The 22,297-nt window shown below is 70.4% G+C and carries 17 protein-coding genes; 13 read left to right on the top strand and 4 right to left on the bottom strand.

Going from position 1 to position 22,297, the window contains the following annotated elements:
- Nucleotides 1-153 precede the first annotated feature (153 nt).
- Nucleotides 154-1,227 carry a pyrimidine utilization protein A gene (rutA, locus tag AQJ46_RS22340; protein ID WP_059207256.1) on the top strand — a complete coding sequence of 358 codons (1,074 nt, stop codon included), beginning with the start codon at nt 154-156 and terminating at the stop codon, nt 1,225-1,227.
- Between the two features lie 44 nt (nt 1,228-1,271).
- On the opposite strand, the gene argG is transcribed toward rutA, so the two are convergent.
- Nucleotides 1,272-2,726, bottom strand: a complete 1,455-nt coding sequence (argG, locus tag AQJ46_RS22335; protein WP_057613288.1) for an argininosuccinate synthase — start codon at nt 2,724-2,726, stop codon at nt 1,272-1,274.
- A 608-nt stretch (nt 2,727-3,334) separates the two neighbouring features.
- Between argG and miaB the strand changes: the two genes are divergently transcribed.
- The 3 genes from miaB to AQJ46_RS22320 are packed head-to-tail and all read left to right on the top strand — an operon-like array spanning nt 3,335 to nt 5,915.
- A complete protein-coding gene (gene miaB / locus AQJ46_RS22330; RefSeq protein WP_079072385.1) occupies nt 3,335-4,861 on the top strand; it encodes a tRNA (N6-isopentenyl adenosine(37)-C2)-methylthiotransferase MiaB in 1,527 nt (508 codons plus the stop codon).
- Between the two features lie 39 nt (nt 4,862-4,900).
- On the top strand, nt 4,901-5,197 hold the full coding sequence (locus tag AQJ46_RS22325) for a hypothetical protein (RefSeq protein WP_057613286.1): 297 nt from the start codon (nt 4,901-4,903) through the stop codon (nt 5,195-5,197).
- 10 nt (nt 5,198-5,207) lie between these two features.
- On the top strand, nt 5,208-5,915 hold the full coding sequence (locus AQJ46_RS22320; protein WP_059207254.1) for a class III extradiol dioxygenase subunit B-like domain-containing protein: 708 nt from the start codon (nt 5,208-5,210) through the stop codon (nt 5,913-5,915).
- A 103-nt stretch (nt 5,916-6,018) separates the two neighbouring features.
- Here the strand turns inward: AQJ46_RS22320 and AQJ46_RS22315 are convergent, their stop codons facing one another.
- Together AQJ46_RS22315 and AQJ46_RS22310 are read right to left on the bottom strand one after the other, a co-directional pair.
- Nucleotides 6,019-6,291, bottom strand: a complete 273-nt coding sequence (locus AQJ46_RS22315) for an antitoxin (protein ID WP_059207253.1) — start codon at nt 6,289-6,291, stop codon at nt 6,019-6,021.
- A gap of 24 nt (nt 6,292-6,315) precedes the next feature.
- Entirely contained in the window at nt 6,316-6,663 is a 348-nt protein-coding gene (locus AQJ46_RS22310) for a hypothetical protein (protein WP_059207252.1), read from the bottom strand.
- Nucleotides 6,664-6,846: 183 nt separating this feature from the next.
- On the opposite strand from AQJ46_RS22310, the gene miaA reads away from it, so the two are divergent.
- The 6 genes from miaA (at nt 6,847) to hflX (ending at nt 15,451) form a co-directional block, all read left to right on the top strand.
- Nucleotides 6,847-7,785 carry a tRNA (adenosine(37)-N6)-dimethylallyltransferase MiaA gene (gene miaA / locus AQJ46_RS22305; RefSeq protein WP_059207251.1) on the top strand — a complete coding sequence of 313 codons (939 nt, stop codon included), beginning with the start codon at nt 6,847-6,849 and terminating at the stop codon, nt 7,783-7,785.
- Between the two features lie 108 nt (nt 7,786-7,893).
- Nucleotides 7,894-8,397 carry a hypothetical protein gene (locus AQJ46_RS22300; RefSeq protein WP_057613282.1) on the top strand — a complete coding sequence of 168 codons (504 nt, stop codon included), beginning with the start codon at nt 7,894-7,896 and terminating at the stop codon, nt 8,395-8,397.
- Between the two features lie 90 nt (nt 8,398-8,487).
- Nucleotides 8,488-9,357: a diaminopimelate epimerase gene (gene dapF / locus AQJ46_RS22295; protein ID WP_059207250.1), complete on the top strand. Its 870-nt coding sequence runs from the start codon at nt 8,488-8,490 to the stop codon at nt 9,355-9,357.
- Nucleotides 9,358-9,641: 284 nt separating this feature from the next.
- Nucleotides 9,642-11,894 (top strand): RelA/SpoT family protein, encoded by a 2,253-nt coding sequence (locus tag AQJ46_RS22290; RefSeq protein ID WP_059207249.1) that lies wholly within the window; start codon nt 9,642-9,644, stop codon nt 11,892-11,894.
- Nucleotides 11,895-12,295: 401 nt separating this feature from the next.
- Nucleotides 12,296-13,828 (top strand): M1 family metallopeptidase, encoded by a 1,533-nt coding sequence (locus tag AQJ46_RS22285; RefSeq protein WP_059207248.1) that lies wholly within the window; start codon nt 12,296-12,298, stop codon nt 13,826-13,828.
- A gap of 126 nt (nt 13,829-13,954) precedes the next feature.
- Nucleotides 13,955-15,451: a GTPase HflX gene (hflX, locus tag AQJ46_RS22280; protein ID WP_059207247.1), complete on the top strand. Its 1,497-nt coding sequence runs from the start codon at nt 13,955-13,957 to the stop codon at nt 15,449-15,451.
- Between the two features lie 72 nt (nt 15,452-15,523).
- On the opposite strand, the gene AQJ46_RS22275 is transcribed toward hflX, so the two are convergent.
- Nucleotides 15,524-16,756 (bottom strand): trypsin-like serine peptidase, encoded by a 1,233-nt coding sequence (locus AQJ46_RS22275; protein WP_059207246.1) that lies wholly within the window; start codon nt 16,754-16,756, stop codon nt 15,524-15,526.
- A 427-nt stretch (nt 16,757-17,183) separates the two neighbouring features.
- Between AQJ46_RS22275 and AQJ46_RS22270 the strand changes: the two genes are divergently transcribed.
- The 3 genes from AQJ46_RS22270 to AQJ46_RS22260 all read left to right on the top strand — a co-directional run bounded on the left by AQJ46_RS22270 (nt 17,184) and on the right by AQJ46_RS22260 (nt 22,030).
- Nucleotides 17,184-18,725, top strand: a complete 1,542-nt coding sequence (locus AQJ46_RS22270; RefSeq protein WP_107117316.1) for a diaminobutyrate--2-oxoglutarate transaminase family protein — start codon at nt 17,184-17,186, stop codon at nt 18,723-18,725.
- 469 nt (nt 18,726-19,194) lie between these two features.
- Nucleotides 19,195-21,138, top strand: coding sequence for an IucA/IucC family protein (locus AQJ46_RS22265; RefSeq protein WP_063803831.1), 1,944 nt, complete (start codon nt 19,195-19,197; stop codon nt 21,136-21,138).
- 37 nt (nt 21,139-21,175) lie between these two features.
- Nucleotides 21,176-22,030 carry a GNAT family N-acetyltransferase gene (locus AQJ46_RS22260; protein ID WP_059207244.1) on the top strand — a complete coding sequence of 285 codons (855 nt, stop codon included), beginning with the start codon at nt 21,176-21,178 and terminating at the stop codon, nt 22,028-22,030.
- Nucleotides 22,031-22,297 lie beyond the last annotated feature (267 nt).

Here is a 22,297-nt window from a genome sequence, read left to right as displayed (position 1 = left end):
TCCCGTTTCCGTTCGAAACCTGCTTCACCGTTTCCGACGAGCTGTTTCCCGTCCTTCCTTCACCTCAACTGCCCATGCTTCACAGGAAGTTGCCGAAACACCGGCCGTGTACCGTGCCGTCGGACCGGGCAGTCTCCGATCATGAGGAACGGCATGGACATCGGTGTCTTCATCCCCATCGGCAACAACGGCTGGCTCATCTCCAAGAGTTCCCCGCAGTACATGCCGACCTTCGAGCTCAACAAGGCGGTCGTGCAGAAGGCCGAGGAGCACGGATTCGACTTCGCCCTGTCCATGATCAAACTCAAGGGCTTCGGTGGCGAGACCGAGTTCTGGGACCACTGCCTGGAGTCGTTCACACTGATGGCGGGCCTGGCGGCGGTCACCGAGCGGATCAAGCTGTACGCCTCCACGCCGATCCTCGCCCTGCCGCCGGCGATCGTCGCCCGCATGGCGGTCACGGTCGACTCCATCGCCCCCGGGCGGTTCGGCGTCAACATCGTCACCGGCTGGGCGCCCGGCGAGTACGCGCAGATGGGCGTGTGGCCCGGCGACGAGCACTTCGGCAACCGGTACGCGCGGGCCGTGGAGTACGTGACGGTGATGAAGGAGCTGTGGAGCGAGGGCGTCAGCAACTTCAAGGGCGAGTTCTACGAGATGGACGACTGCGTGCTCTCGCCGCGGCCCACGGACGGGCACATCGACATCGTGGCCGCCGGGCAGAGCGGCACGGGCATGCGGTTCGCCGCCGGGCACGCCGACTACAACTTCATCCTGGGCAGCGGGGTGAACACACCGCTGGCCTTCTCGGACAGCGCGGCCACGCTGGTTCAGGCGGCGCGGGAGACCGGCCGTGACGTCGGCGCCCTGTCCCTGTTCATGGTCATCGCCGACGAGACCGACGAGGCCGCCCGCGCGAAGTGGCAGGACTACCACGAGGGCGCCGACCACGCGGCGCTCGCCTACATGGCGGGGGAGTCGGCCACCGACACCAGCGCCGACGACTCCTCCACGGCCCGCACCATCGTGCTGCCGGAGGGCGCCGTGAACTTCAACATGGGGACGCTCGTCGGGTCGTACGGGAGTGTCGCGCGCATGCTCGACGAGATCGCCGGGGTCGACGGGACCAAGGGGATCATGCTGGTCTTCGACGACTTCCTCGAGGGCATCGAGAGGTTCGGGACGCGGATCCAGCCGTTGATGCGGTCGCGGGACGGGCGGACATGAGAAGAGGCCGGTGCGCCATCGCACCGGCCTCCTTCACGAGGTGACTAGTCCGTGCCGAACTCCATGGCGGCCCGGTCCAGCAGGGCCTCGTCCTCCGAGACCTCGCCGCGGGACGCGATCGCCTCGGCGCCGCCTTCGGGGAGTTCCGGCATGGTGCCGATCAGGCCCGTGGCCGCCGCCTGGGAGGCGCCGATCGTGGGGCTGCCGGTGCCGATCAGGCCGAGGCCGGCGTACTGCTCCAGCTTGGCGCGGGAGTCGGCGATGTCGAGGTTGCGCATGGTGAGCTGGCCGATCCGGTCCACCGGGCCGAAGGCCGAGTCCTCGGTCCGCTCCATCGACAGCTTGTCCGGGTGGTACGAGAACGCCGGGCCCGTGGTGTCGAGGATCGAGTAGTCCTCGCCGCGCCGCAGACGCAGGGTGACCTCGCCGGTGATCGCCGCGCCGACCCAGCGCTGGAGCGACTCGCGGATCATCAGGGCCTGCGGGTCCAGCCAGCGGCCCTCGTACATCAGACGGCCCAGGCGCCGGCCCTCGTTGTGGTACTGGGCGACGGTGTCCTCGTTGTGGATCGCGTTGACGAGACGCTCGTACGCGGCGTGGAGCAGGGCCATGCCGGGCGCCTCGTAGATGCCGCGGCTCTTGGCCTCGATGATCCGGTTCTCGATCTGGTCGGACATGCCGAGGCCGTGCCGGCCGCCGATCGCGTTGGCCTCCATGACCAGGTCGACGGCGGAGCCGAACTCCTTGCCGTTGATGGTCACCGGGCGGCCCTGGTCGAAGCCGACCGTGACGTCCTCGGGCGCGATCTCGACCGACGGGTCCCAGAACTTGACGCCCATGATCGGCTCGACGGTCTCGATGCCGGTGTTGAGGTGCTCCAGGGTCTTGGCCTCGTGCGTGGCGCCCCAGATGTTGGCGTCGGTGGAGTACGCCTTCTCGGTCGAGTCCCGGTACGGCAGCTGGTGCGCGACCAGCCACTCGGACATCTCCTTGCGGCCGCCGAGCTCGGTCACGAAGTCCGCGTCCAGCCAGGGCTTGTAGATCCGCAGGTTCGGGTTGGCGAGCAGGCCGTAGCGGTAGAACCGCTCGATGTCGTTGCCCTTGAAGGTCGAACCGTCGCCCCAGATCTGGACGTTGTCCTCCAGCATCGCCCGGACCAGGAGCGTGCCGGTGACGGCGCGGCCCAGCGGCGTGGTGTTGAAGTACGCCCGCCCGCCCGAGCGGATGTGGAACGCCCCGCAGGTGAGCGCGGCCAGTCCCTCCTCGACCAGCGCGGCACGGCAGTCGACCAGGCGCGCGATCTCGGCACCGTAGGCGTGCGCGCGGCCGGGCACCGAGTCGATGTCGGGCTCGTCGTACTGGCCGATGTTCGCGGTGTAGGTGCAGGGGATGGCGCCCTTGTCGCGCATCCACGCGACCGCGACGGAGGTGTCGAGACCGCCGGAGAAGGCGATGCCGACGCGCTCGCCGGCGGGGAGGGACGTGAGGACCTTGGACATAGGAAGATTATGCATGACGACGCATGATCATGCAAAGCCCCCTGGTGTCACCCCGCACGTGATTCAGGTCATTCGTGCGGCGACACGGGTGCAGCCGCCCTGTGGCGTACGGCTGCGCCTACAGCCGCCTCTGCCGTGTCGGCCAACGAGCAGACCGGCGCGGGCAGTTACGAGGGCACCACGCGGGTCAGCGCCTCCGGCCTGCTCACCGGTTCCACGGGCGAAGTCCACGACCCTCGCAGGTGCCGGCTATGTGAAGGTGCCGTCGGCGACCAGGCCACGGCGGTGCGGCAGCCTCCGGCACCTTGAATCCTGACCGGATTCGCCGAGCTCCTGCCGCGCCCCGACCTGACGGCGCCGCGGCAGACCGCCGACGCGCACCTGGTGGTCCAGGGCTACTGGTGCCCGCCGCGGAACCGTCGCCTACGTCGACACCCTCCCTCACGGCCAAAGGCAAGGTCACTGGAGTCCGCTTCTTGATCGTGGCCGACCGCCCGTCCGAGCCCTGCCACGGTCAGCGCGAGCGCCTTGCAGCAACTGGTGCGCCGATGAACGGCCACGGCTGAGCACCGGGGCGACGGTCTCCGCGGAGCGCCTACCCTTGAGCCATGACCAGCAGCAGCGACCGGAGCCCGGCAGTGGACGTTCCCTCTTCGAAGACGTATGAAGTGCGCACTTATGGGTGCCAGATGAACGTCCACGACTCCGAGCGATTGTCCGGACTGCTGGAGGAGGCGGGATACGTACCCGCCCCCGAGGGCTCCGACGGGGACGCGGACGTCGTCGTCTTCAACACCTGCGCGGTGCGGGAGAACGCCGACAACCGGCTCTACGGCAACCTCGGCCGGCTCGCGCCGCGCAAGGCCTCGCGGCCCGGCATGCAGATCGCGGTCGGCGGCTGCCTCGCCCAGAAGGACCGCGACACCATCGTCAAGAAGGCGCCCTGGGTGGACGTCGTCTTCGGCACGCACAACATCGGCAAGCTGCCGGTCCTGCTGGAACGCGCGCGCGTGCAGGAAGAGGCGCAGGTCGAGATCGCCGAGTCCCTCGAGGCGTTCCCGTCCACGCTGCCGACCCGGCGCGAGAGCGCCTACGCGGCCTGGGTGTCGATCTCCGTCGGCTGCAACAACACGTGCACCTTCTGCATCGTCCCGGCCCTGCGCGGCAAGGAGAAGGACCGCCGCACCGGCGACATCCTCGCCGAGATCGAGACACTGGTCGGCGAGGGCGTCTCCGAGATCACGCTGCTCGGCCAGAACGTCAACGCGTACGGCTCCGACATCGGCGACCGCGAGGCGTTCAGCAAACTGCTGCGCGCGTGTGGCGCGATCGAGGGCCTGGAGCGCGTCCGCTTCACCTCCCCGCACCCGCGCGACTTCACCGACGACGTGATCGCGGCGATGGCCGAGACGCCGAACGTCATGCCGCAGCTGCACATGCCCCTGCAGTCCGGTTCGGACACGGTCCTGAAGTCGATGCGCCGGTCGTACCGCCAGGAGCGCTACCTCGGGATCATCGACAAGGTCCGCGCCGCCATCCCGCACGCGGCGATCACCACCGACATCATCGTGGGCTTCCCCGGCGAGACCGAGGAGGACTTCGAGCAGACCATGCACGTGGTCCGCGAGGCCCGCTTCACGCAGGCCTTCACCTTCCAGTACTCCAAGCGTCCCGGGACCCCTGCCGCGACCATGGAGAACCAGATCCCCAAGGAGGTCGTCCAGGCGCGCTACGAGCGTCTTGTCGCGCTCCAGGAGGAGATCTCCTGGGAGGAGAACAAGAAGCAGGTCGGCCGCACCCTGGAGCTGATGGTCGCCGAGGGCGAGGGCCGCAAGGACGGCGCCACCCACCGCCTCTCCGGCCGCGCCCCCGACAACCGTCTGGTCCACTTCACCAAGCCCGACCAGGAGGTCCGCCCCGGCGACGTGGTCACGGTCGAGATCACCTACGCCGCCCCTCACCACCTCCTCGCCGAGGGCGCCGTCCTCGATGTGCGCCGCACGCGCGCGGGGGACGCGTGGCAGAAGCGGAACGCGGCCGAGGCCGCCGAACCCGCGGGTGTCATGCTGGGCCTCCCGAAGATCGGGATCCCCGAGCCGCTGCCGGCGGTCACGGGCGGCTGCGCGGCGCACTGAGCGCCCGCCGCCGGTCACGCAGGAGAGGCGGGGCGGGGTATGGCGCGCTGGGTGGTCCTGGTCGACCGCAGTCACAGGGACCATCACGACGTCGACGAAGTGGCGCACTTCGAGGGCACTCGGGAGGAGGCCCGCGCCCGCCTGTACGAGATCGCCTGCACTCATCGTCCGGGCGTCGGTCTGCGCCAGAAGCGTCGGCAGGTCTACCGGATCGGTGACGGGGACGCCTACTACGCGAACATCGAGGGCGTGATGGCCACGTTTCGCGTGGTGTACCGGCTCGGCGAACTGGCGTGGAGCACCCATCCCGAGTCCTGGCCCTGGGCCTGGAAGTAGGCTGCTGATCATGCTTGTAGCAGCCGCTGTCTGTCCGTGTCCGCCCCTTCTCGTGCCGCCGGTCGCTGCCGGGGCGGCGCCCGAGCTCGACGGGGCCCGCGCCGCCTGCACGGACGCGCTGGGCGTGCTCGCGGCGGCCCGGCCCGACCGTCTCGTCGTCGTGGGGCCCGCCGAGCAGAGTGGGCGTGGCCCGCACCCGCCGGGCGCTCGCGGCTCGTTCCGCGGCTTCGGCGTGGAGGTGGACGTGAGGCTCGGGCAGGGGCCGGCCCCGCAGGGCACGCTGCCGACCTCCCTCGCGGTCGCCGCCTGGCTGCTGGACCGCGTCGGCTGCTCCGACGCCCCGATCGAGGGACTCGGCGTGGGGGAACCTCTGGAGCCCGAGCGGTGTATTCAGACCGGGAGGGAAATCGCCGCCCGGGCCGAGCGGGTGGCACTGCTGGTGATGGGGGACGCCAGCGCCTGCCGCACGCTCAAGGCACCCGGCTACCTCGACGAGCGCGCGGCGCCGTTCGACGCGGAGGTCGCGCGTGCGCTGGGCGCGGCCGACGTGGCGGCCCTGAAAGCGCTGGACGCCGAGCTGGCGTACGAACTGCAGGCCTCCGGCCGGGCCTGCTGGCAGGTCCTCGCGGGGGCGGCCGAGGGCGCGGACCTCGGCGGCTCGCTGCTGTACGAGGACGCGCCGTACGGCGTGGGGTACGTGGTCGCGACCTGGTCTTGACGGCCGGACGAGCCGCAGGAGCCGTAGAGGAGTCCTGGGCGGGAACCGCGGCCGACCGGGGGCGTCCTGCCCCGCGGCCGGCCGTCGGTGTGCCGTGCTGCCGTCAGGAAGCCGGCGGCGGTGAGGCCGGCGGCGGCGTGCTGCCGCCACCCGGTCCCTCCGTGCCGTCCTTGTGCGCGAGTCGGTCCATGGCGCTCTTGGCCTTGCCCGTGCCCGTCTGGATCTTGCCGCTGTACTTTCCCTCGGTCTTCTCGTCCACGACCTTCGCGGCCGTGTCGAGGCCGTGTCGGACCTTGTCCCCGTGCCGTTGCGCGAGGCCGGAGACCTTGTCCTTGGCCGGGCCGAGCTTGGCCTTCACATTGTCCAGGAGACCCATCGTTCACCTTCCCACGCGGGGCAGTTACGTGCGGGCGCCCTCACCGGCCTCACGGTCGGCCGCCTCGTCGGCGGACTGCTGCTTGGGGATCTCGACGTTCTCGGCGGCGTCGTCCTCTGCGGCCTCCGTCGCCGTCGCTCCGTCCGCGGCCTCGGCTCCGGCCGTCTCGGCGACCTCGGCCTCGGTCTTGCCCTCGGCCTGAGGCCCGGTCTCGACCTCGGTCTTGGCCGTGGCCCTGACGTCGGTCGCCCCCTTCGCCTCTCCCGCCTCCTCCGCCGTGGACTCGGCCGTCCGGATGTCGGCCTGCGTCTCGGCGGTTGACGCCTCCTCCGTGGCCTTCGACCTCCGGAGAAGTCGTGCGAAAACGCCCATATCCACTCCATACGTTACTCATGCGGGGGAAATCCCGCGTCGTCCGGAGCGCCCGATTGCGCCACCCGGATCGCCGCCTCCGCGGACAGGGCGGCGGAAACCACGCAACTGGCAACGACACCGGACCCGCGTCGTCACGTAACTCGTTCGAGGTGGTGCTCCTGGGTTTGCGAGACTGGGGCGGTGAGCAGCACACCCCCCTCCCCCCGCGTCATCGCCGTCGTCGGACCCACTGCGGCCGGAAAGTCCGATCTGGGCGTTTTTCTCGCCCGGCGACTGGGAGGCGAGGTCGTCAACGCCGACTCCATGCAGCTCTACCGAGGGATGGACATCGGCACCGCCAAGCTGACGCCCGAGGAACGCGACGGCGTCCCGCACCACCTCCTGGACATCTGGGACGTGACCGTCACGGCGTCCGTCGCCGAGTACCAGCGGCTGGCCCGCGCCCGGATCGACGCCCTGCTCGCCGAGGGCCGCTGGCCGATCCTCGTCGGCGGTTCCGGGCTCTATGTCCGCGGGGCCGTCGACAACCTGGAGTTCCCCGGCACCGACCCCGAGGTCAGGGCCCGTCTGGAGGAGGAACTCGTGCTGCGCGGCTCCGGTGCGCTGCACGCCCGTCTCTCCGCCGCCGACCCCGGGGCCGGGCAGGCGATCCTGCCCAGCAACGGCCGACGTATCGTCCGGGCCCTCGAAGTGATCGAGATCACCGGCAAGCCCTTCACCGCCAACCTCCCCGGCCACGACTCGGTCTACGACACCGTCCAGATCGGCGTCGACGTCGCGCGGCCCGAACTCGACGAGCGCATCGCGCGCCGCGTCGACCGGATGTGGGAGGCGGGGCTCGTGGACGAGGTGCGGGAGCTGGAGGCGCTCGGGTTGCGCGAGGGGCGCACGGCCTCGCGTGCGCTCGGGTACCAGCAGGTGCTCGCGGCGCTCTCGGGGGAGTGCACGATGGAGGACGCGCGGGCCGAGACCATCCGTGCCACGAAACGCTTCGCGCGCCGTCAGGATTCATGGTTCAGGCGCGATCCGCGGGTGCACTGGTTGAGTGGGGCTGCGGCGCATCTCACAGAACTTCCGCAGCTCGCATTGGCGTTGGTCGAACGACCGGTCACAGCCTGATCACGTCCTGGCATCGGGACGCTCCGGCCGTCATCCCGGCCTCCGGCGCCGTGCCATCATCGAGCTTCGATCGACCAAGTGGAGTCCGAGTTGGGAGGGCGCGTGGCGATGGAGGCCGGCCCTCGCGACACCGCACAAGGCACCGAGCCCCTCACCGCCGAGAGCGGTGAACCGGAGCAGGACGCAGAGCGTCTGAGCCCCGACGGGCCCGACGACACCCAGGGCGGTGTGACCGCCGACGGTCCCGAGCCCGAGGAGATGTTCCCGGGCGGGGAAGAGGTCGAGGTCGAGCTGCGCCCGCAGCGCCGTCTGCGGATCTGGCAGCTCGCCCCCATCGTCTCGCTGGCCGCCGTCGGCTCCCTGATGTTCGCCTTCCCCCTGGCCTTCGACTTCGGCGACAGCGGAGCGGTGATCGCGATGCTGGGCCTGCTGATCTGCTCCTGTGCGGCGGGCTGGGGCATGATGGCCGCACGCCGGGTTGGTTACACGTGGCCGGGACTGCCGCAGCGGGGGTCCGGCCGCCGCGCGGACTGGCGGGTCGTGCTCGGGTACGTGTTGCTGGTAGCGATTGTGGTCGTTCTCGCGGTCTGGCGCGTAGCGAGGCTCCGCTAGAGGCCTTCAGGGGCGCGGGGCTGTGTCGAACTGCGGCTACCGCCGCTCGGGCGCGACCGGCCCCCACCGGCCTGCACGTACGATCGAGACATGAGCACCCGGATCCCCTTTCTCAAGGGCCACGGCACCGAGAACGACTTCGTGATCGTCCCGGACCCCGAGAACACCCTGGACCTGTCCCCCGCCGCCGTCGCCGCCCTGTGCGACCGCCGGGCAGGCATCGGCGGTGACGGCCTGCTCCACGTCGTACGGTCCGCCGAGCACCCCGAGGCCGCGCACATGGCCGAGGAGGCCGAGTGGTTCATGGACTACCGCAACGGCGACGGTTCCATCGCCGAGATGTGCGGCAACGGAGTACGCGTCTTCGCCCGCTACCTCCAGCGCGCCGGTCACGTCACCGAAGGCGACCTCGCGGTGGCCACGCGCGGGGGCGTGAAGGCCGTGCACATCGCGAAGGGCGGTGACGTCACCGTCGGCATGGGCAAGGCGCTGCTCGCCGAGGGGGACGTCACGGTGAGTGTCGGCGACCGCAGCTGGCCCGCACGCAACGTGAACATGGGCAATCCGCACGCCGTCGCCTTCGTGGACGACCTCGCGCACGCCGGTGACCTGTACTCCCCGCCGCCGTTCAGCCCGGCCGCCGCCTATCCGAGCGGGGTCAACGTCGAGTTCGTGGTGGACCGCGGCCCCCGCCATGTCGCCATGCGCGTGCACGAGCGCGGGGCGGGCGAGACCCGGTCCTGCGGCACGGGCGCGTGCGCCGTCGCCGTCGCCACGGCCCGCAGGGACGGCGCCGACCCGGTGGCCACCGGCACCCCGGCGACTTACACCGTCGACGTGCCCGGAGGAACCCTGGTGATCACCGAGCGGAGCGACGGCGAGATCGAGATGACCGGCCCCGCGGTGATCGTCGCCGAGGGCGAGATCGACGCCGACTGGCTGGAAAACGCGGTTGGTTGACCATATGAATCACAGCACTCGGACGGCCCAAGGCGTGGAACCACAGCCTTCGGCCCTCTGTGCGATTCAAATCCACGGTCGGCCGCTGGTCAGGCGGCGCAAAATCGTAAACCTGGAAGCCTTCGCTCGATTGGGTGATCCGTTTCACGCTCGCCGAGAGGCGGTCAGCCGGGCGTGATGGGCTCGGTAGCATCAAGCACCGGCCCGGACGGGGACAGATGCCATCCCCTGAGCCGTGTCCGCCATGGGGCACCCCGTCCGCCGGTCCACAGCCGGAGGTGCCCATGAGTGCGGAGGCCACGAACCCCGCGACCCCAGGTCCGGTAGCAGGTGCGGCCGCCCGTTGGCGGGCGCGGATCGACCTGCGCCGCCTGGGCCGCGCCGCGCTGCTCGGCCCCGCCGCCCGAGACCGGCTGCCCGACGCCATCGGCCATGTCGCCGAGGCCCACCGTGCCCACCATCCCGATGCCGACCTCGAACCGCTTCGCCGCGCGTGGGTCCTGGCCGAGTCCTCGCACCGCGGCCAGATGCGCAAGAGCGGTGAGCCGTACATCACCCATCCGCTCGCCGTGACCCTGATCCTCGCCGAACTCGGCGCCGAGACCACGACCTTGACGGCCTCTCTGCTCCACGACACCGTCGAGGACACCGAGGTGACGCTCGATCAGGTCGGCAAGGAGTTCGGCGCGGAGGTCCGCTTCCTCGTCGACGGCGTCACCAAGCTGGAGAAGGTCGACTACGGCGCCGCCGCCGAGCCCGAGACCTTCCGCAAGATGCTCGTCGCCACCGGCAACGACGTCCGTGTGATGTCGATCAAACTCGCCGACCGGCTGCACAACATGCGCACCCTCGGCGTGATGCGCCCCGAGAAGCAGGCCCGCATCGCCAAGGTCACCCGGGACGTTCTCATCCCGCTCGCCGAACGCCTCGGTGTCCAGGCACTCAAGACCGAGCTCGAAGACCTGGTCTTCGCGATCCTCCACCCCGAGGAGTACGAGCACACGCGCGAGTTGATCGTCGACAATGCCTCCCGCGCGGACGACCCGCTCGCCGAGATCGCCGCCGAGGTGCGCTCCGTGCTGCGCGAGGCCGGCATCCCGGCCGAAGTCGTCATCAGGCCACGGCACTTCGTCTCCGTGCACCGGGTGGCCCGCAAGCGCGGCAGGCTGCGCGGCGCGGACTTCGGCCGCCTGCTGGTCCTGGTCGGCGAGGACGCGGACTGCTACGGCGTCCTGGGCGAACTGCACACCTGTATGACGCCGGTCGTCTCGGAGTTCAAGGACTTCATCGCCGTACCGAAGTTCAACCTGTACCAGTCGCTGCACACCGCTGTGGCAAGCGGTGACGGCCAGGTCGTCGAAGTCCTCATCCGCACCCACCAGATGCACAAGGTCGCCGAGGCCGGCGTGGTCGCGCTCGGCAATCCGTACGCCTCACCCGCGGACACCTCGGAGGCGCCGAGCGTGGCCACCGGCGCAGGCGCCGACGAGGAGCGGGTGGACCCCACCCGGCCCGGCTGGCTCTCCCGTCTCCTCGACTGGCAGGCGGCCGCGCCCGACGCCGACACCTTCTGGTCGACCCTCCGTGAGGACCTTGCCCAGGACCGCGAGATCACCGTCTTCCGGCCCGACGGCGGCACTCTGGGTCTGCCCGAGGGCGCGACCTGCGTGGACGCCGCGTACGCGCAGTACGGCGAGGACGCGCACGCGTGCCTCGGCGCCCGCGTCAACGGCCGTCTGGCGACCCTGAGCACCGTTCTGAGGGACGGCGACACCGTCCAGCTCCTCATGGGGCAGGACCCCGCCGCCGAGCCCTCCAAGGAGTGGCTGGAGCACGCGCACACGCCCGCGGCGCGGATCGCCATCCAGCGGTGGATCGCGACCCATCCGACGCCCGAGACGCCGGAGGAGATCGCGGAGCGGGGCGGGACGGCCGGCGCGACGACAGAGGACGTGCAGGCCGGGCGGGGGGATGCGAACCCCTTCCGGGTCTCCGCCGCGGAGCCGCCAGTTGCCGACACTCCCGACAGCGTGGGCCGGAGCACCGCCGAGTCGCAGGCCTCCGACACCCCGGCCGCAGACCGCACCGGCGCCGCCGTCGCCCTCGTCGACCAGCCCGGCGCGACCGTACGGCTCGCCGGCTGCTGCACGCCCGTACCGCCCGACGAGATCACCGGCTTCGCCGTGCGCGGGGGAGTGGTGACCGTGCACCGCGTCGAGTGCGCCGCGGTGGCGCAGATGAAGAGCGTGGGGCGCGCGGAGGTCGGCGTGAGCTGGGGCGACACTGCCGGGTGCCGGGTCACGCTGTTCGCGGAATCGTTCGGCCGACCGCACCTCCTCGCCGACCTCACCGAGGCCATGGCCGGCGAGGGCGCCGAGATCGTCTCAGCGACCGTCGAACCCCCCAGCCAGCAGCGAGTACGCCACACCTACACCGTCCAGTTGCCGGACGCGGCCCGGCTGCCGTCGCTGATGCGGGCGATGCGCAACGTGGCCGGGGTGTACGACGTGAGCAGGGCGCAGACGCCGGGGGCCTGAAAGGACGCCTCAGGGGGCGCGCCCGACCGGGGTGGGGCCATGCGCGGGGGCGGCTGGTCTGCTGGTCTGCACGTGCGTGAGCGGCCGGTCCGCAGGTCTGCATGTGCGTGAGCGACGGGTCTGCAGTCTGCACGCGCGTGAGGGACGGGTCCGCAGGTCTTGGTGAGCGGGTGCAGGGTCGGTCGACAGGCCCTCACGCGTGCGTGGCGCCCACAGGCCCTCAGCGCGCGGGTGGCAGGCCTCAGGACCTACAACGCGCGCGTGGCGGGCCACAGGTACATAGCGCGTGTGGCCCGCCTCAGGACCTCACGCGTCTCCTCAACGGAGTCGGAGCACCCCGTTCGAGTGGGACAGTCGCGCGTCGTCGCCGTGGCGCACGCGTGCGCTGGTAGCCGTGGTGCATGCCGCTCAGCTCCCACACACAAGCCGGTCCCACCCACGCCGACCGGCCCGGCCCCGACGCCCCCCGTCGCCGTACCGGAAACGCCCGACGGCGCAAGGCGGCCGCGCTGCTCGCCTCCGCCGTCTCCGTCTGCCTGCTGGCCGCGAGCGCCCCGGCCACACCGCTCGGGGTCGGTGACCGCCTCTTCCCGCACCTCGGCAACCCCGGCTACGACGTGGCGTCGTACGACCTCTCCTTCGCCTATCACGGCGACAACAGCAAGCCACTCACGGCCGTCACCACGATCGACGCCTGGACGACGACCGAACTCGACCGCATCAACCTCGACTTCGCCCACGGCAAGGTCCAGTCGGTGGAGGTCGACGGTCTGTCCGCGGCCTTCACCAGCGTCGGCGAGGACCTCGTCGTCACGCCCGACGGACCGCTGCCCGCCGGCAGCTGGATGCGGATCACCGTGCGGCACACCAGTGACCCCGTCTCCGCCGACGACCGGGACGGCGGCTGGGTACGCACCGCGGACGGGCTCGCCATGGCCAACCAGGCCGACGCCGCCCACCTGGTGTTCCCCTGCAACGACCACCCGTCCGACAAGGCGATGTTCACCATCCGGGTCACCGCACCCGACGGCTACACGGCCGTCGCCAACGGCCTGCCGACGGACGTGGACCGCGCCGGCCGGGCGACCACCTGGACGTACCGCACCCGGCACCCCATGGCCACCGAACTCGCTCAGGTGTCCATCGGCCGCTCCACCGTGCTGCGCCGCAGCGGACCGCACGGACTGCCCGTCCGGGACGTCGTGCGCACCAAAGACCGCGCCAAGCTCGAACCCTGGCTCAAGAAGACCCCGGGCCAGGTCGCGTGGATGGAGGGCAAGGTCGGGCCGTACCCCTTCGAGACGTACGGCATCCTCATGGCCGCCGCCGACACCGGCTTCGAGTTGGAAACTCAAACCCTGTCCCTCTTCGAGAAGGACCTCTTCACCGAGCCCGCCTACCCCAAGTGGTACGTCGAGTCGATCATGGTCCACGAGCTCGCCCACCAGTGGTTCGGCGACAGCGTCAGCCCCCGCACCTGGTCGGACCTGTGGCTCAACGAAGGACATGCCACCTGGTACGAGGCCCTGTACGCGGAGGAGAAGGCGGGCCGCACCCTTGAGGCCCGCATGAAGGCCGCGTACGGCGCCTCCGACCGCTGGCGGGCCGAGGGCGGACCGCCGGCCGCACCCAAGCCGCCCAAGCCCGGCCAGAAGATCAGCATCTTCCGGCCGAACGTCTACGACGGAGCCGCCCTGGTCCTGTACGCCCTGCGCCAGGAGATCGGCCGCAGGTCCTTCGAGAACCTGGAACGGGCCTGGGTGCGGGATCACCGGGACGGCACGGCATCGACCGCCGACTTCGTGCACCTCGCCTCCGAGATCTCCGGGCGCGACCTCGGCGGCTTCCTCCAGGACTGGCTCTACGGCAAGAAGACCCCACCGATGCCCGGCCACCCGGGCTGGAAGGCCATGGCACCGGCGAAAAGGCGGTGACGAGACGCCCCGTACCGTGCGACCATCTTCAGGTCGGCGCGGCACGGGGCGCGGGAATCTCCCGGGGTGCTCGTGCGTTGTGAGACATGACCGCCGAATCGGAATCCCCATCGACGTAAGGATCAAATGACCTCCTCTTCATCCCCTTCCCAGGACACGCAGCGCCTCGCGCACACATACGCCGAAGGTCTTCGGGCCGATGCCCTGATGGAAGAGGACGTCGCCTGGAGCCACGAGATCGACGGAGAGCGGGACGGCGAGCAGTTCGACCGCTCCGAGCGCGCGGCCCTGCGCCGTGTCGCGGGCCTCTCCACCGAGCTCGAGGACGTCACCGAGGTCGAGTACCGCCAGCTCCGACTGGAGCGGGTCGTCCTCGTCGGCGTCTGGACCACGGGGACCGCACAGGACGCGGACAACTCCCTCGCGGAGCTCGCCGCCCTCGCGGAGACCGCCGGCGCACTCGTGCTCGACGGCGTGATCCAGCGTCGCGACAAGCCCGACGCGGCCACCTTCATCGGTTCCGGCAAGGCCCTGGAGCTGCGTGACATCGTCGTCGAGTCCGGCGCGGACACCGTCATCTGCGACGGCGAGCTCAGCCCCGGCCAGCTCATCGCCCTCGAAGACGTCGTCAAGGTCAAGGTCATCGACCGTACGGCCCTGATCCTCGACATCTTCGCCCAGCACGCCAAGTCCCGTGAGGGCAAGGCGCAGGTCGCGCTCGCGCAGATGCAGTACATGCTGCCCAGGCTGCGAGGCTGGGGTCAGTCGCTGTCCCGTCAGATGGGCGGCGGCAAGGGCGGCGGCCTCGCCACCCGTGGTCCCGGTGAGACCAAGATCGAGACGGACCGGCGTCGGATCCGCGAGAAGATGGCGAAGATGCGCCGGGAGATCGCGGACATGAAGACCGGCCGCGAGATCAAGCGGCAGGAGCGCAAGCGCCACAAGGTGCCGTCGGTCGCCATCGCGGGCTACACCAACGCCGGCAAGTCGTCCCTGCTCAACCGCCTCACGGGCGCGGGCGTCCTGGTCGAGAACGCCCTCTTCGCGACCCTCGACCCGACCGTGCGCCGCGCGGAGACACCGAGCGGTCGCCTGTACACGCTGGCCGACACCGTCGGTTTTGTACGGCACCTGCCGCACCACCTGGTCGAGGCGTTCCGCTCCACCATGGAGGAGGTCGGCGAGTCCGACCTGATCCTCCACGTGGTGGACGGCTCGCACCCGAACCCGGAGGAGCAGCTGGCCGCCGTACGCGAGGTGATCAGGGACGTCGGCGCCACCGGCGTGCCCGAGATCGTCGTGATCAACAAGGCCGACGCGGCCGACCCGCTGACGCTCCAGCGGCTGATGCGGAACGAGAAGCGCTCCCTCGCGGTCTCGGCCCGTACCGGCCAGGGCATCACCGAACTGCTCGCCCTGATCGACAACGAACTGCCCAGGCCGTCCGTCGAGATCGAGGCGCTCGTGCCGTACACCCACGGCAAGCTGGTCGCCCGCGCGCATGACGAGGGCGAGGTGATCTCCGAGGAGCACACGGCGGAGGGCACCCTGCTCAAGGTGCGCGTGCACGAGGAGCTGGCCGCGGATCTGGCGCCGTACGTCCCGGCACCGGTTGTGGCCTGAGTGCCGTAGCTCTCTGAGTCGTAGCTGTCTGAGAGGCCCGTCCTTCTCCCGAAGGGCGGGCCTCCAGCGTGCTCAGCTCTGGCCCGCGAACTTCTCGCTGACCGAGTCGTACACGCCCTTGGCCACCTCACCCAGCCGGGGCCCGGCCAGCCAGCCCGCGTTCACCGGCCCGATCGAGGTGTTGGACACCAGGGCCGGCCGGCCGTCCGCACCGGTGGCGACCCAGCCGCCGCCGGACGAACCACCGGTCATGGTGCAGCCGATGCGGTACATCGTCGGGTCCGAGGCGTTGATCGACAGCCGTCCCGGCCTGTCCTGGCACTGGTACAACGTCTCCCCGTCGAACGGCGCCGCCGCCGGATACCCGCCGGCCGTGATGCTCTCCACCTGCGGCACCGCCGGCGCGGCGAAGTTCACCGGCAGGGCCGAACCGACCGTCTCCTCCAGCGACTTGCCGGTGCCACCCTCCTCCGGTGTCACATGGATGACGGCGAAGTCGTACGGGGCGCCGTCCCCGCCGGTCGGACCACCCTGGGCGATCCACTGGTCCGAGGTCTGCGCCCAGTCGGCCCACCAGACGCCGTACGGAGCGACATCCTTCTCGGTCGCGCTCTCCAACTCAGCGGCCGACAAGGCCTGGTCGTTGTACGACGGCACGAACGCGGTGTTGCGGTACCAGCCACCGCTTCTGCCCGCGTGCACACAATGCCCCGCCGTCCACACCAAGTCGGACTTGCCCGGGTGGGCCGGGTCCTCCACGACCGTCGCCGAACAGACCATCGTGCCCTCGGGGGAGTCGAAGAACACCTTGCCCGCCTCGGGCACGTTGTCGTGGTACGTAGACGAAACGGGCATCGCGTCCACGGGTGCCGGCTCCGGGTCGGTCACACCCTGGTCACGCGAGAGGTCGCTCACCTGGACACCATGGTCGGGATCCTCGGCCTCCCGCATCCGGTCCGGGTCCCACAGGCCCTCGATGATCGGGTTGATGTAGTCCTGGGCCTCGCGCAGCCAGTCGTCCCTGTCCCAGTTCTTCCAGGCGCCGTCCTTCCACTGGTCGACATCGATCCCGTGCTCCTTGAGCCTGTCCCTGATGTCGTCCGGGATCGTGATCTTGCCGTCGCTCTCGGACGCGGCCGAGGCGGAGGCCTGCGCATTCGCGTCCGAGTCGCCCGAACCACAGCCGGAGGCGGTCAGCGCCAGCACGGAGGCGAGGGCCATGGCGGCGAGCACAGGTGAGATTCTGCGGCGCGCCCCCTTCTCGCCTTCGCCGTGAGCCGTCAATGACAGCGGTTCGGATCGCATGCTGTGCCTCCCCCTGTGTGGACGAACCCGGGTGCGCAACCGGGGACTTCCCGCAGACGTCCCGCGAGTTCACCCTCCGGCACCGCGCCTTGGAAACGGCATCACACACTATGCGCCCGTTATGGGGGACTTCCGACGGAACCGCAACAGTTCCGTCATGCCAAAGATCTTCCGGTAACCCGTAACCCGGTGAACGGTCCGGGGTTGGTAGCGGTGGGGGCTTGCGGCCGGTGGGCGGTTCGGTCCCCGGCGACCCAGTCCCCGGCGATTTCCTGGCAGTCGGGGCATCGATGTGCCGAGATGTCGAGCAAAGGGTCCCGGGGTTCCGTATGTCGGGGCGGGTGAGTCCGCGGGGGAACCGCTTGCCCCTGCACAGCGCGACGACGGGAGAACCATGGCCGTGATCGAGACCGCACCCGGGGAGGCCATGGCGGAGCACACCGACGTCGAGGAACCGTCGGCGACCCGCTCCGCGCACGAGGGAATCCTGCGGCGCCAATCGGCCCGCGAGTCGGCGGCTCGCACCTATGCCCGCGCCCTTCCGATCGTGCCGGTACGTGCACGCGGTCTGACCATTGAGGGCGCTGACGGCCGCCGTTACCTCGACTGCCTCTCGGGCGCCGGCACCCTTGCCCTCGGGCACAACCACCCCGTCGTCCTGGAGGCGATCCGCAAGGTCCTCGACTCCGGCGCACCCCTCCACGTCCTCGACCTCGCGACGCCCGTCAAGGACGCCTTCATCACCGAACTGTTCCGCACCCTGCCGCCCGGCCTCGCCGACCACGCACGCGTGCAGTTCTGCGGCCCGGCCGGCACCGATGCGGTGGAGGCCGCCTTCAAGCTCGTGCGCGCCGCGACCGGCCGCAACGGCATGCTCGCCTTCGCCGGCGCCTACCACGGCATGACCTCCGGCGCTCTCGAAGCCTCCGGTGACGCCTTCGACGTACGGGTCGCCCGGCTGCCCTACCCGCAGGACTACCGCTGTCCCTTCGGGGTCGGCGGCCCGCACGGCGCCGAACTCGCCGCTCGCTGGACGGAATCCGTCCTCGACGACCCCAAGTCCGGGGTGCCGCTGCCCGCAGGGATGATCCTCGAACCCGTCCAGGGCGAGGGCGGCGTTCTTCCGGCCCCCGACGCGTGGATGCGACGCATGCGACGGATCACGGCCGACCGCTCGATCCCGCTCATCGCCGACGAGGTCCAGACGGGAGTCGGCCGTACCGGGGCCTTCTGGGCCGTGGAGCACAGCGGCATCACCCCCGACGTCATGGTCCTGTCCAAGGCCATCGGCGGAAGCCTGCCCCTCGCCGTGGTGGTCTACCGCGAGGAACTCGACGTCTGGGAACCCGGCGCGCACGCCGGCACCTTCCGAGGCAACCAACTCGCCATGGCTGCGGGCACGGCCACGATGGCCTACGTCCGCGAGAACGGCCTCACAGAACGCGCGGCAACGCTCGGGGCGCGGATGCTGGAGCAACTCCGAGGGCTGAGCCGGGAGTTTTCTGTGATCGGTGATGTGCGGGGGCGGGGGTTGATGATCGGGGTGGAGATCGTGGAGGAGGGGGAGGGCGGAGGGGCACGGTCGGGTGTGGCTGGACCCCGGGGCGCCAACGGGCCAGATGAGACTGGTAGGTCCGGTGGGTCCCGTGGGTCCCGTGGGTCCGATGAGGATTGTAGGGCCGCTGGTTTGCTGGGTTCGGTCGGGCTGAGTAGCGCTGATGATGCGCGGCCCTTGGTGATGCCGGGTTCCATCGCGTCCCCTCGCCCTGCCTCTCCGGAACTTGCCGTCGCCGTCCAGCGGGAGTGCCTCCGGCGTGGCCTGATCGTCGAACTCGGTGGTCGCCACGCGAGCGTCGTGCGCCTGCTCCCCCCTCTGACGATCACCGACGAGCAGGCGACCGCCGTCCTTGACCGACTCGCCGACGCCGTGGCAGCTGTGTCCCGCGGTCACGGCCGCGGTGCCGGGTGACAACAGCAGAGTCGGCGCCGGAGCGAGGGGACGGGGTAGCGGCGGGAGCCGAAGGGGCGGCAGGAACTGGCGTGTCGGCTGGAACCAGACCGGGAACTGGGGCCGCAGCCACACCCTCAACCGGAGCGGCAACTCCTCTCGAAACCGGCGGGACAGCCACACACCGAGCCGGGGCTGGAGCTGGGACCGAAGTCGGAGTCGGGGCTCGGCCGGGAGTCGGAGTCCGGATCGGGCCCATAGTTGCCGCCACCCCTCGCGCCACACACCGAGCCGCGCGCCGCCTACCGACGCCTCCGAACAGTCGCCGCCACCATGCCGATTGCTCACCGAGTCCCTCCCGAACATCACTCACCTCCACACGATTCGACCGCTCATCTGCCCCAGAACCCCGATCAACCGGTCGCCCTTGGTACCGGCGCAACGAGACAGCCGCCCCACCAAGCTGAACCACGCCCGAGGAACAACGAACTTGAACACCACCCCCGCGCACCCGCTCAACCATTCCGGGACATCCCCCTCTCCGCAGAGCCGCTCCCGCTCCGACCACACCCCGTCCCAGGCCGGCCCGCCCGAGTGGGAACGCCTGGGCGGTGTCACCAACGACCCGCTGAATCACCCAGATCCGCACGCCGCTGCCGAAGCCGCCACCGTGGAGAATCTGCTGCGCTGCTGGGTCCGCGAGACCGATCTGCCCGCCCCCACCGGCGGCACCCTCCGCATTCCCCTCCCCGCCAGCGGCACCTCTCTCCTCGTCCCCGTCCACTACTGGTCGCCGACGGGATGGCACCGCTTTGGCCTCCCCCATCTCGCCGACGCCCCTGGGCAAGCCCCGCCCGCTGATGCGGTCACCGTCGCGGCGCTGCTCACCCGGGAGTCGCTGACGGGAGAATCCCCCGCCTCTGCAGCCGGTGCCGAGGTCGTGGCCCGTGTAGCCGACTCCGTCCGCCGTACCGCCACCTTCGTCCGCGAGCGCCGCAAACACGCCGACGACGGCCCCGACCTCTTCCTCACCGCCGAACAGGCACTCGTCTTCGGCCACCCTTTGCATCCGGCCCCGAAGAGCCGCGAAGGTCTCTCCGAAGCCGAAGCGGCCTCGTACTCACCCGAACTGCGCGGCTCCTTTCTCCTGCACTGGCTCGCCGTCGACCCCTCTCTCCTCGCCACCGACTCGGCCTGGACCGAACGCGGCCGTCCCGTCACCGCCGCCCAGCTCACTCGACGCCTGGCCGGCCCCGACTTTCCGCTGCCCGATGGTCGCACGGCCCTGCCGCTGCACCCCTGGCAACTGCGCGAGGTCCGGCACCGCTCCGAGACCGCCCGGCTGTTCGATGCCGGACTGCTCCAGGACCTGGGCGCCCACGGCTCTCCCTGGCATCCCACCTCCTCCGTACGCACCGTCCATCGCTCTGGCGCCCCCGCCATGCTCAAGCTCTCGCTGGGCCTGCGCATCACCAACTCCCGCCGCGAAAACCTCCGCAAGGAACTCCACCGTGGTGTCGAGGTGCACCGGCTCCTGCGGAGTGGCCTGTCCAAGCAGTGGCAGGCGGTCCACCCGGCTTTCGACATCGTCCGTGACCCCGCATGGCTCGCCGTCGACGGGCCCGACGGCGGTCCCGTCCCCGGAATCGACGTGATGATCCGGCACAACCCGTTCAGCCCCTCTCACGACGTCTCCTGCATCGCGGGACTCGTCTCGCCGCGTCCCGGTCCCGGCGCCCCGTCCGCTGCCTCCGAGGACCGATGTGCCAGGGACAGGCAGGACCGAGACCGTCCGGAGACGGAACGGCAGGTCTGGCGGTCGCGCCTGGCCGAGGTCGTCACCCGTCTCGCTGCCCGCACCGGCCGCCATCGAGGAGCCGTCGCCGCCGAGTGGTTCCTGCGCTACTTGGAACACGTCGTCCGCCCGGTGCTGTGGCTCGACGGTGAGACGGGCATCGCTCTGGAGGCGCATCAGCAGAACACCCTGGTCCTGTTGGACGCCGACGGCTGGCCCGCCGGCGGCCGGTACCGCGACAACCAGGGCTACTACTTCCGCGAGTCCCGACGGTCGGAGCTCGACGCCCGCCTGCCCGGCATCGGTGCACACAGCGACACCTTCGTCTCGGACGAGGTCACCGACGAGCGTTTCGCCTACTACCTCGCGATCAACAACGTCCTCGGCCTCATCGGTGCGTTCGGCTCCCAGCGACTGGCCGACGAACGGCTGCTGCTCGCCGCCTTCCGCCGCTTTCTCGACGACGTGGCCTGCGGACCCACCCGACTGCGCACCACACTCCCCGGCCGCCTGCTCGACTCACCCGTCCTGCGCTGCAAGGCCAATCTGCTGACCCGCGTGCACGGTCTGGACGAACTCGTCGGCCCGGTCGACACCCAGTCCGTCTACGTCACCATCGCCAACCCCCTTCACTCCTGAGGAACATGACCCACCCGCCTCCCGAGAGGAGCGCCCTGTGTCTCCCACCGACGCGAGTACCGATGCCGTTTCCGCCGCCTCGACCGACGTCGGCACCGGCGCCTGTCCCGACGTGGGCGAGGACAGTGCAGCCCAGGGCATCGGCCGGGGCACCGACAACGAGGACACGCTGAACCTGCGCCTGCCCGACGAACTCGTCGTGCTTTTCGAGGAGGAACGGTCAGGCGCAGATGCAATGACGGCCGATGCAGCAGCCCGGCACGGGCAACGGAGCTGGAGCGACGGCACCACCCCGCGCGCCTCACGCACCCCGGGTGGCGACGACCTGCTCGACGGGGTCGCCGACTGGGGGCCGATCCTGACCCCGGCAGGCGTGTTCCAACTTGTGCCCGTACGCGTCGAGCGGGACCTTGCCCTCATCTGCCGCTGGATGAACGACCCCGCCGTCGCCGCGTTCTGGGAGCTGGCCGGGCATCAGAACGTGACGGAGGACCACCTGCGCCCCCAGTTGGTCGGTGACGGGCGCAGCTTTCCCTGCCTCGGAGTGCTGGACGGCTCTCCGATGAGCTACTGGGAGATCTACCGGGCAGACCTGGATCGCCTGGCTCGCCACTATCCGGTCAGACCGCACGACACCGGTATCCATCTCCTCATCGGCGCCGTCGCCGATCGAGGGCGCGGTCTCGGCAGCACTCTTCTCAGAGCCGTCGCCGATCTTGTACTCGACAGGCGACCCGCCTGTGCTCGTGTCATCGCGGAACCCGACCTTCGCAACATCCCGTCCGTCACCGCCTTTCTGAGCGCAGGCTTCCGCTTCTCGGCCGAGGTAGACCTGCCCGCCAAGCGGGCGGCCCTCATGATCCGAGAACGGTCCCTGCGCGATCTGCTGTAGCAACGCGTCATCGCGCAATCACTTTTGGTACACCGCTCGCGCCGGACTGGTTCCCACCCGCCGCGAGACTTTTTCGACGACCCCGGACACGACTTGGGACACACGACGCCTCGGTCAATTCCGGCTGCCGCCTGAGGAAGGCCCCTCCGACCGGATGACCCGTCCGAAGTCGAAATCAGAACCGGCCGAAGTCGAACCGAGTCGAGCAGAGCCGACCCTGCCCACTAGCTCTCCGAGGAGTTCCCGGTCTTGATCCCGCCCCTCGTC

Origin of the sequence: Streptomyces canus, from assembly GCF_001514145.1 — a bacterium.
In the GTDB taxonomy this organism is placed as follows: Bacteria; Actinomycetota; Actinomycetes; order Streptomycetales; family Streptomycetaceae; genus Streptomyces; species Streptomyces canus.
The sequence above is the reverse complement of the archived record's forward strand: the minus strand, read 5'-3'. Positions and strand labels throughout refer to the sequence as shown.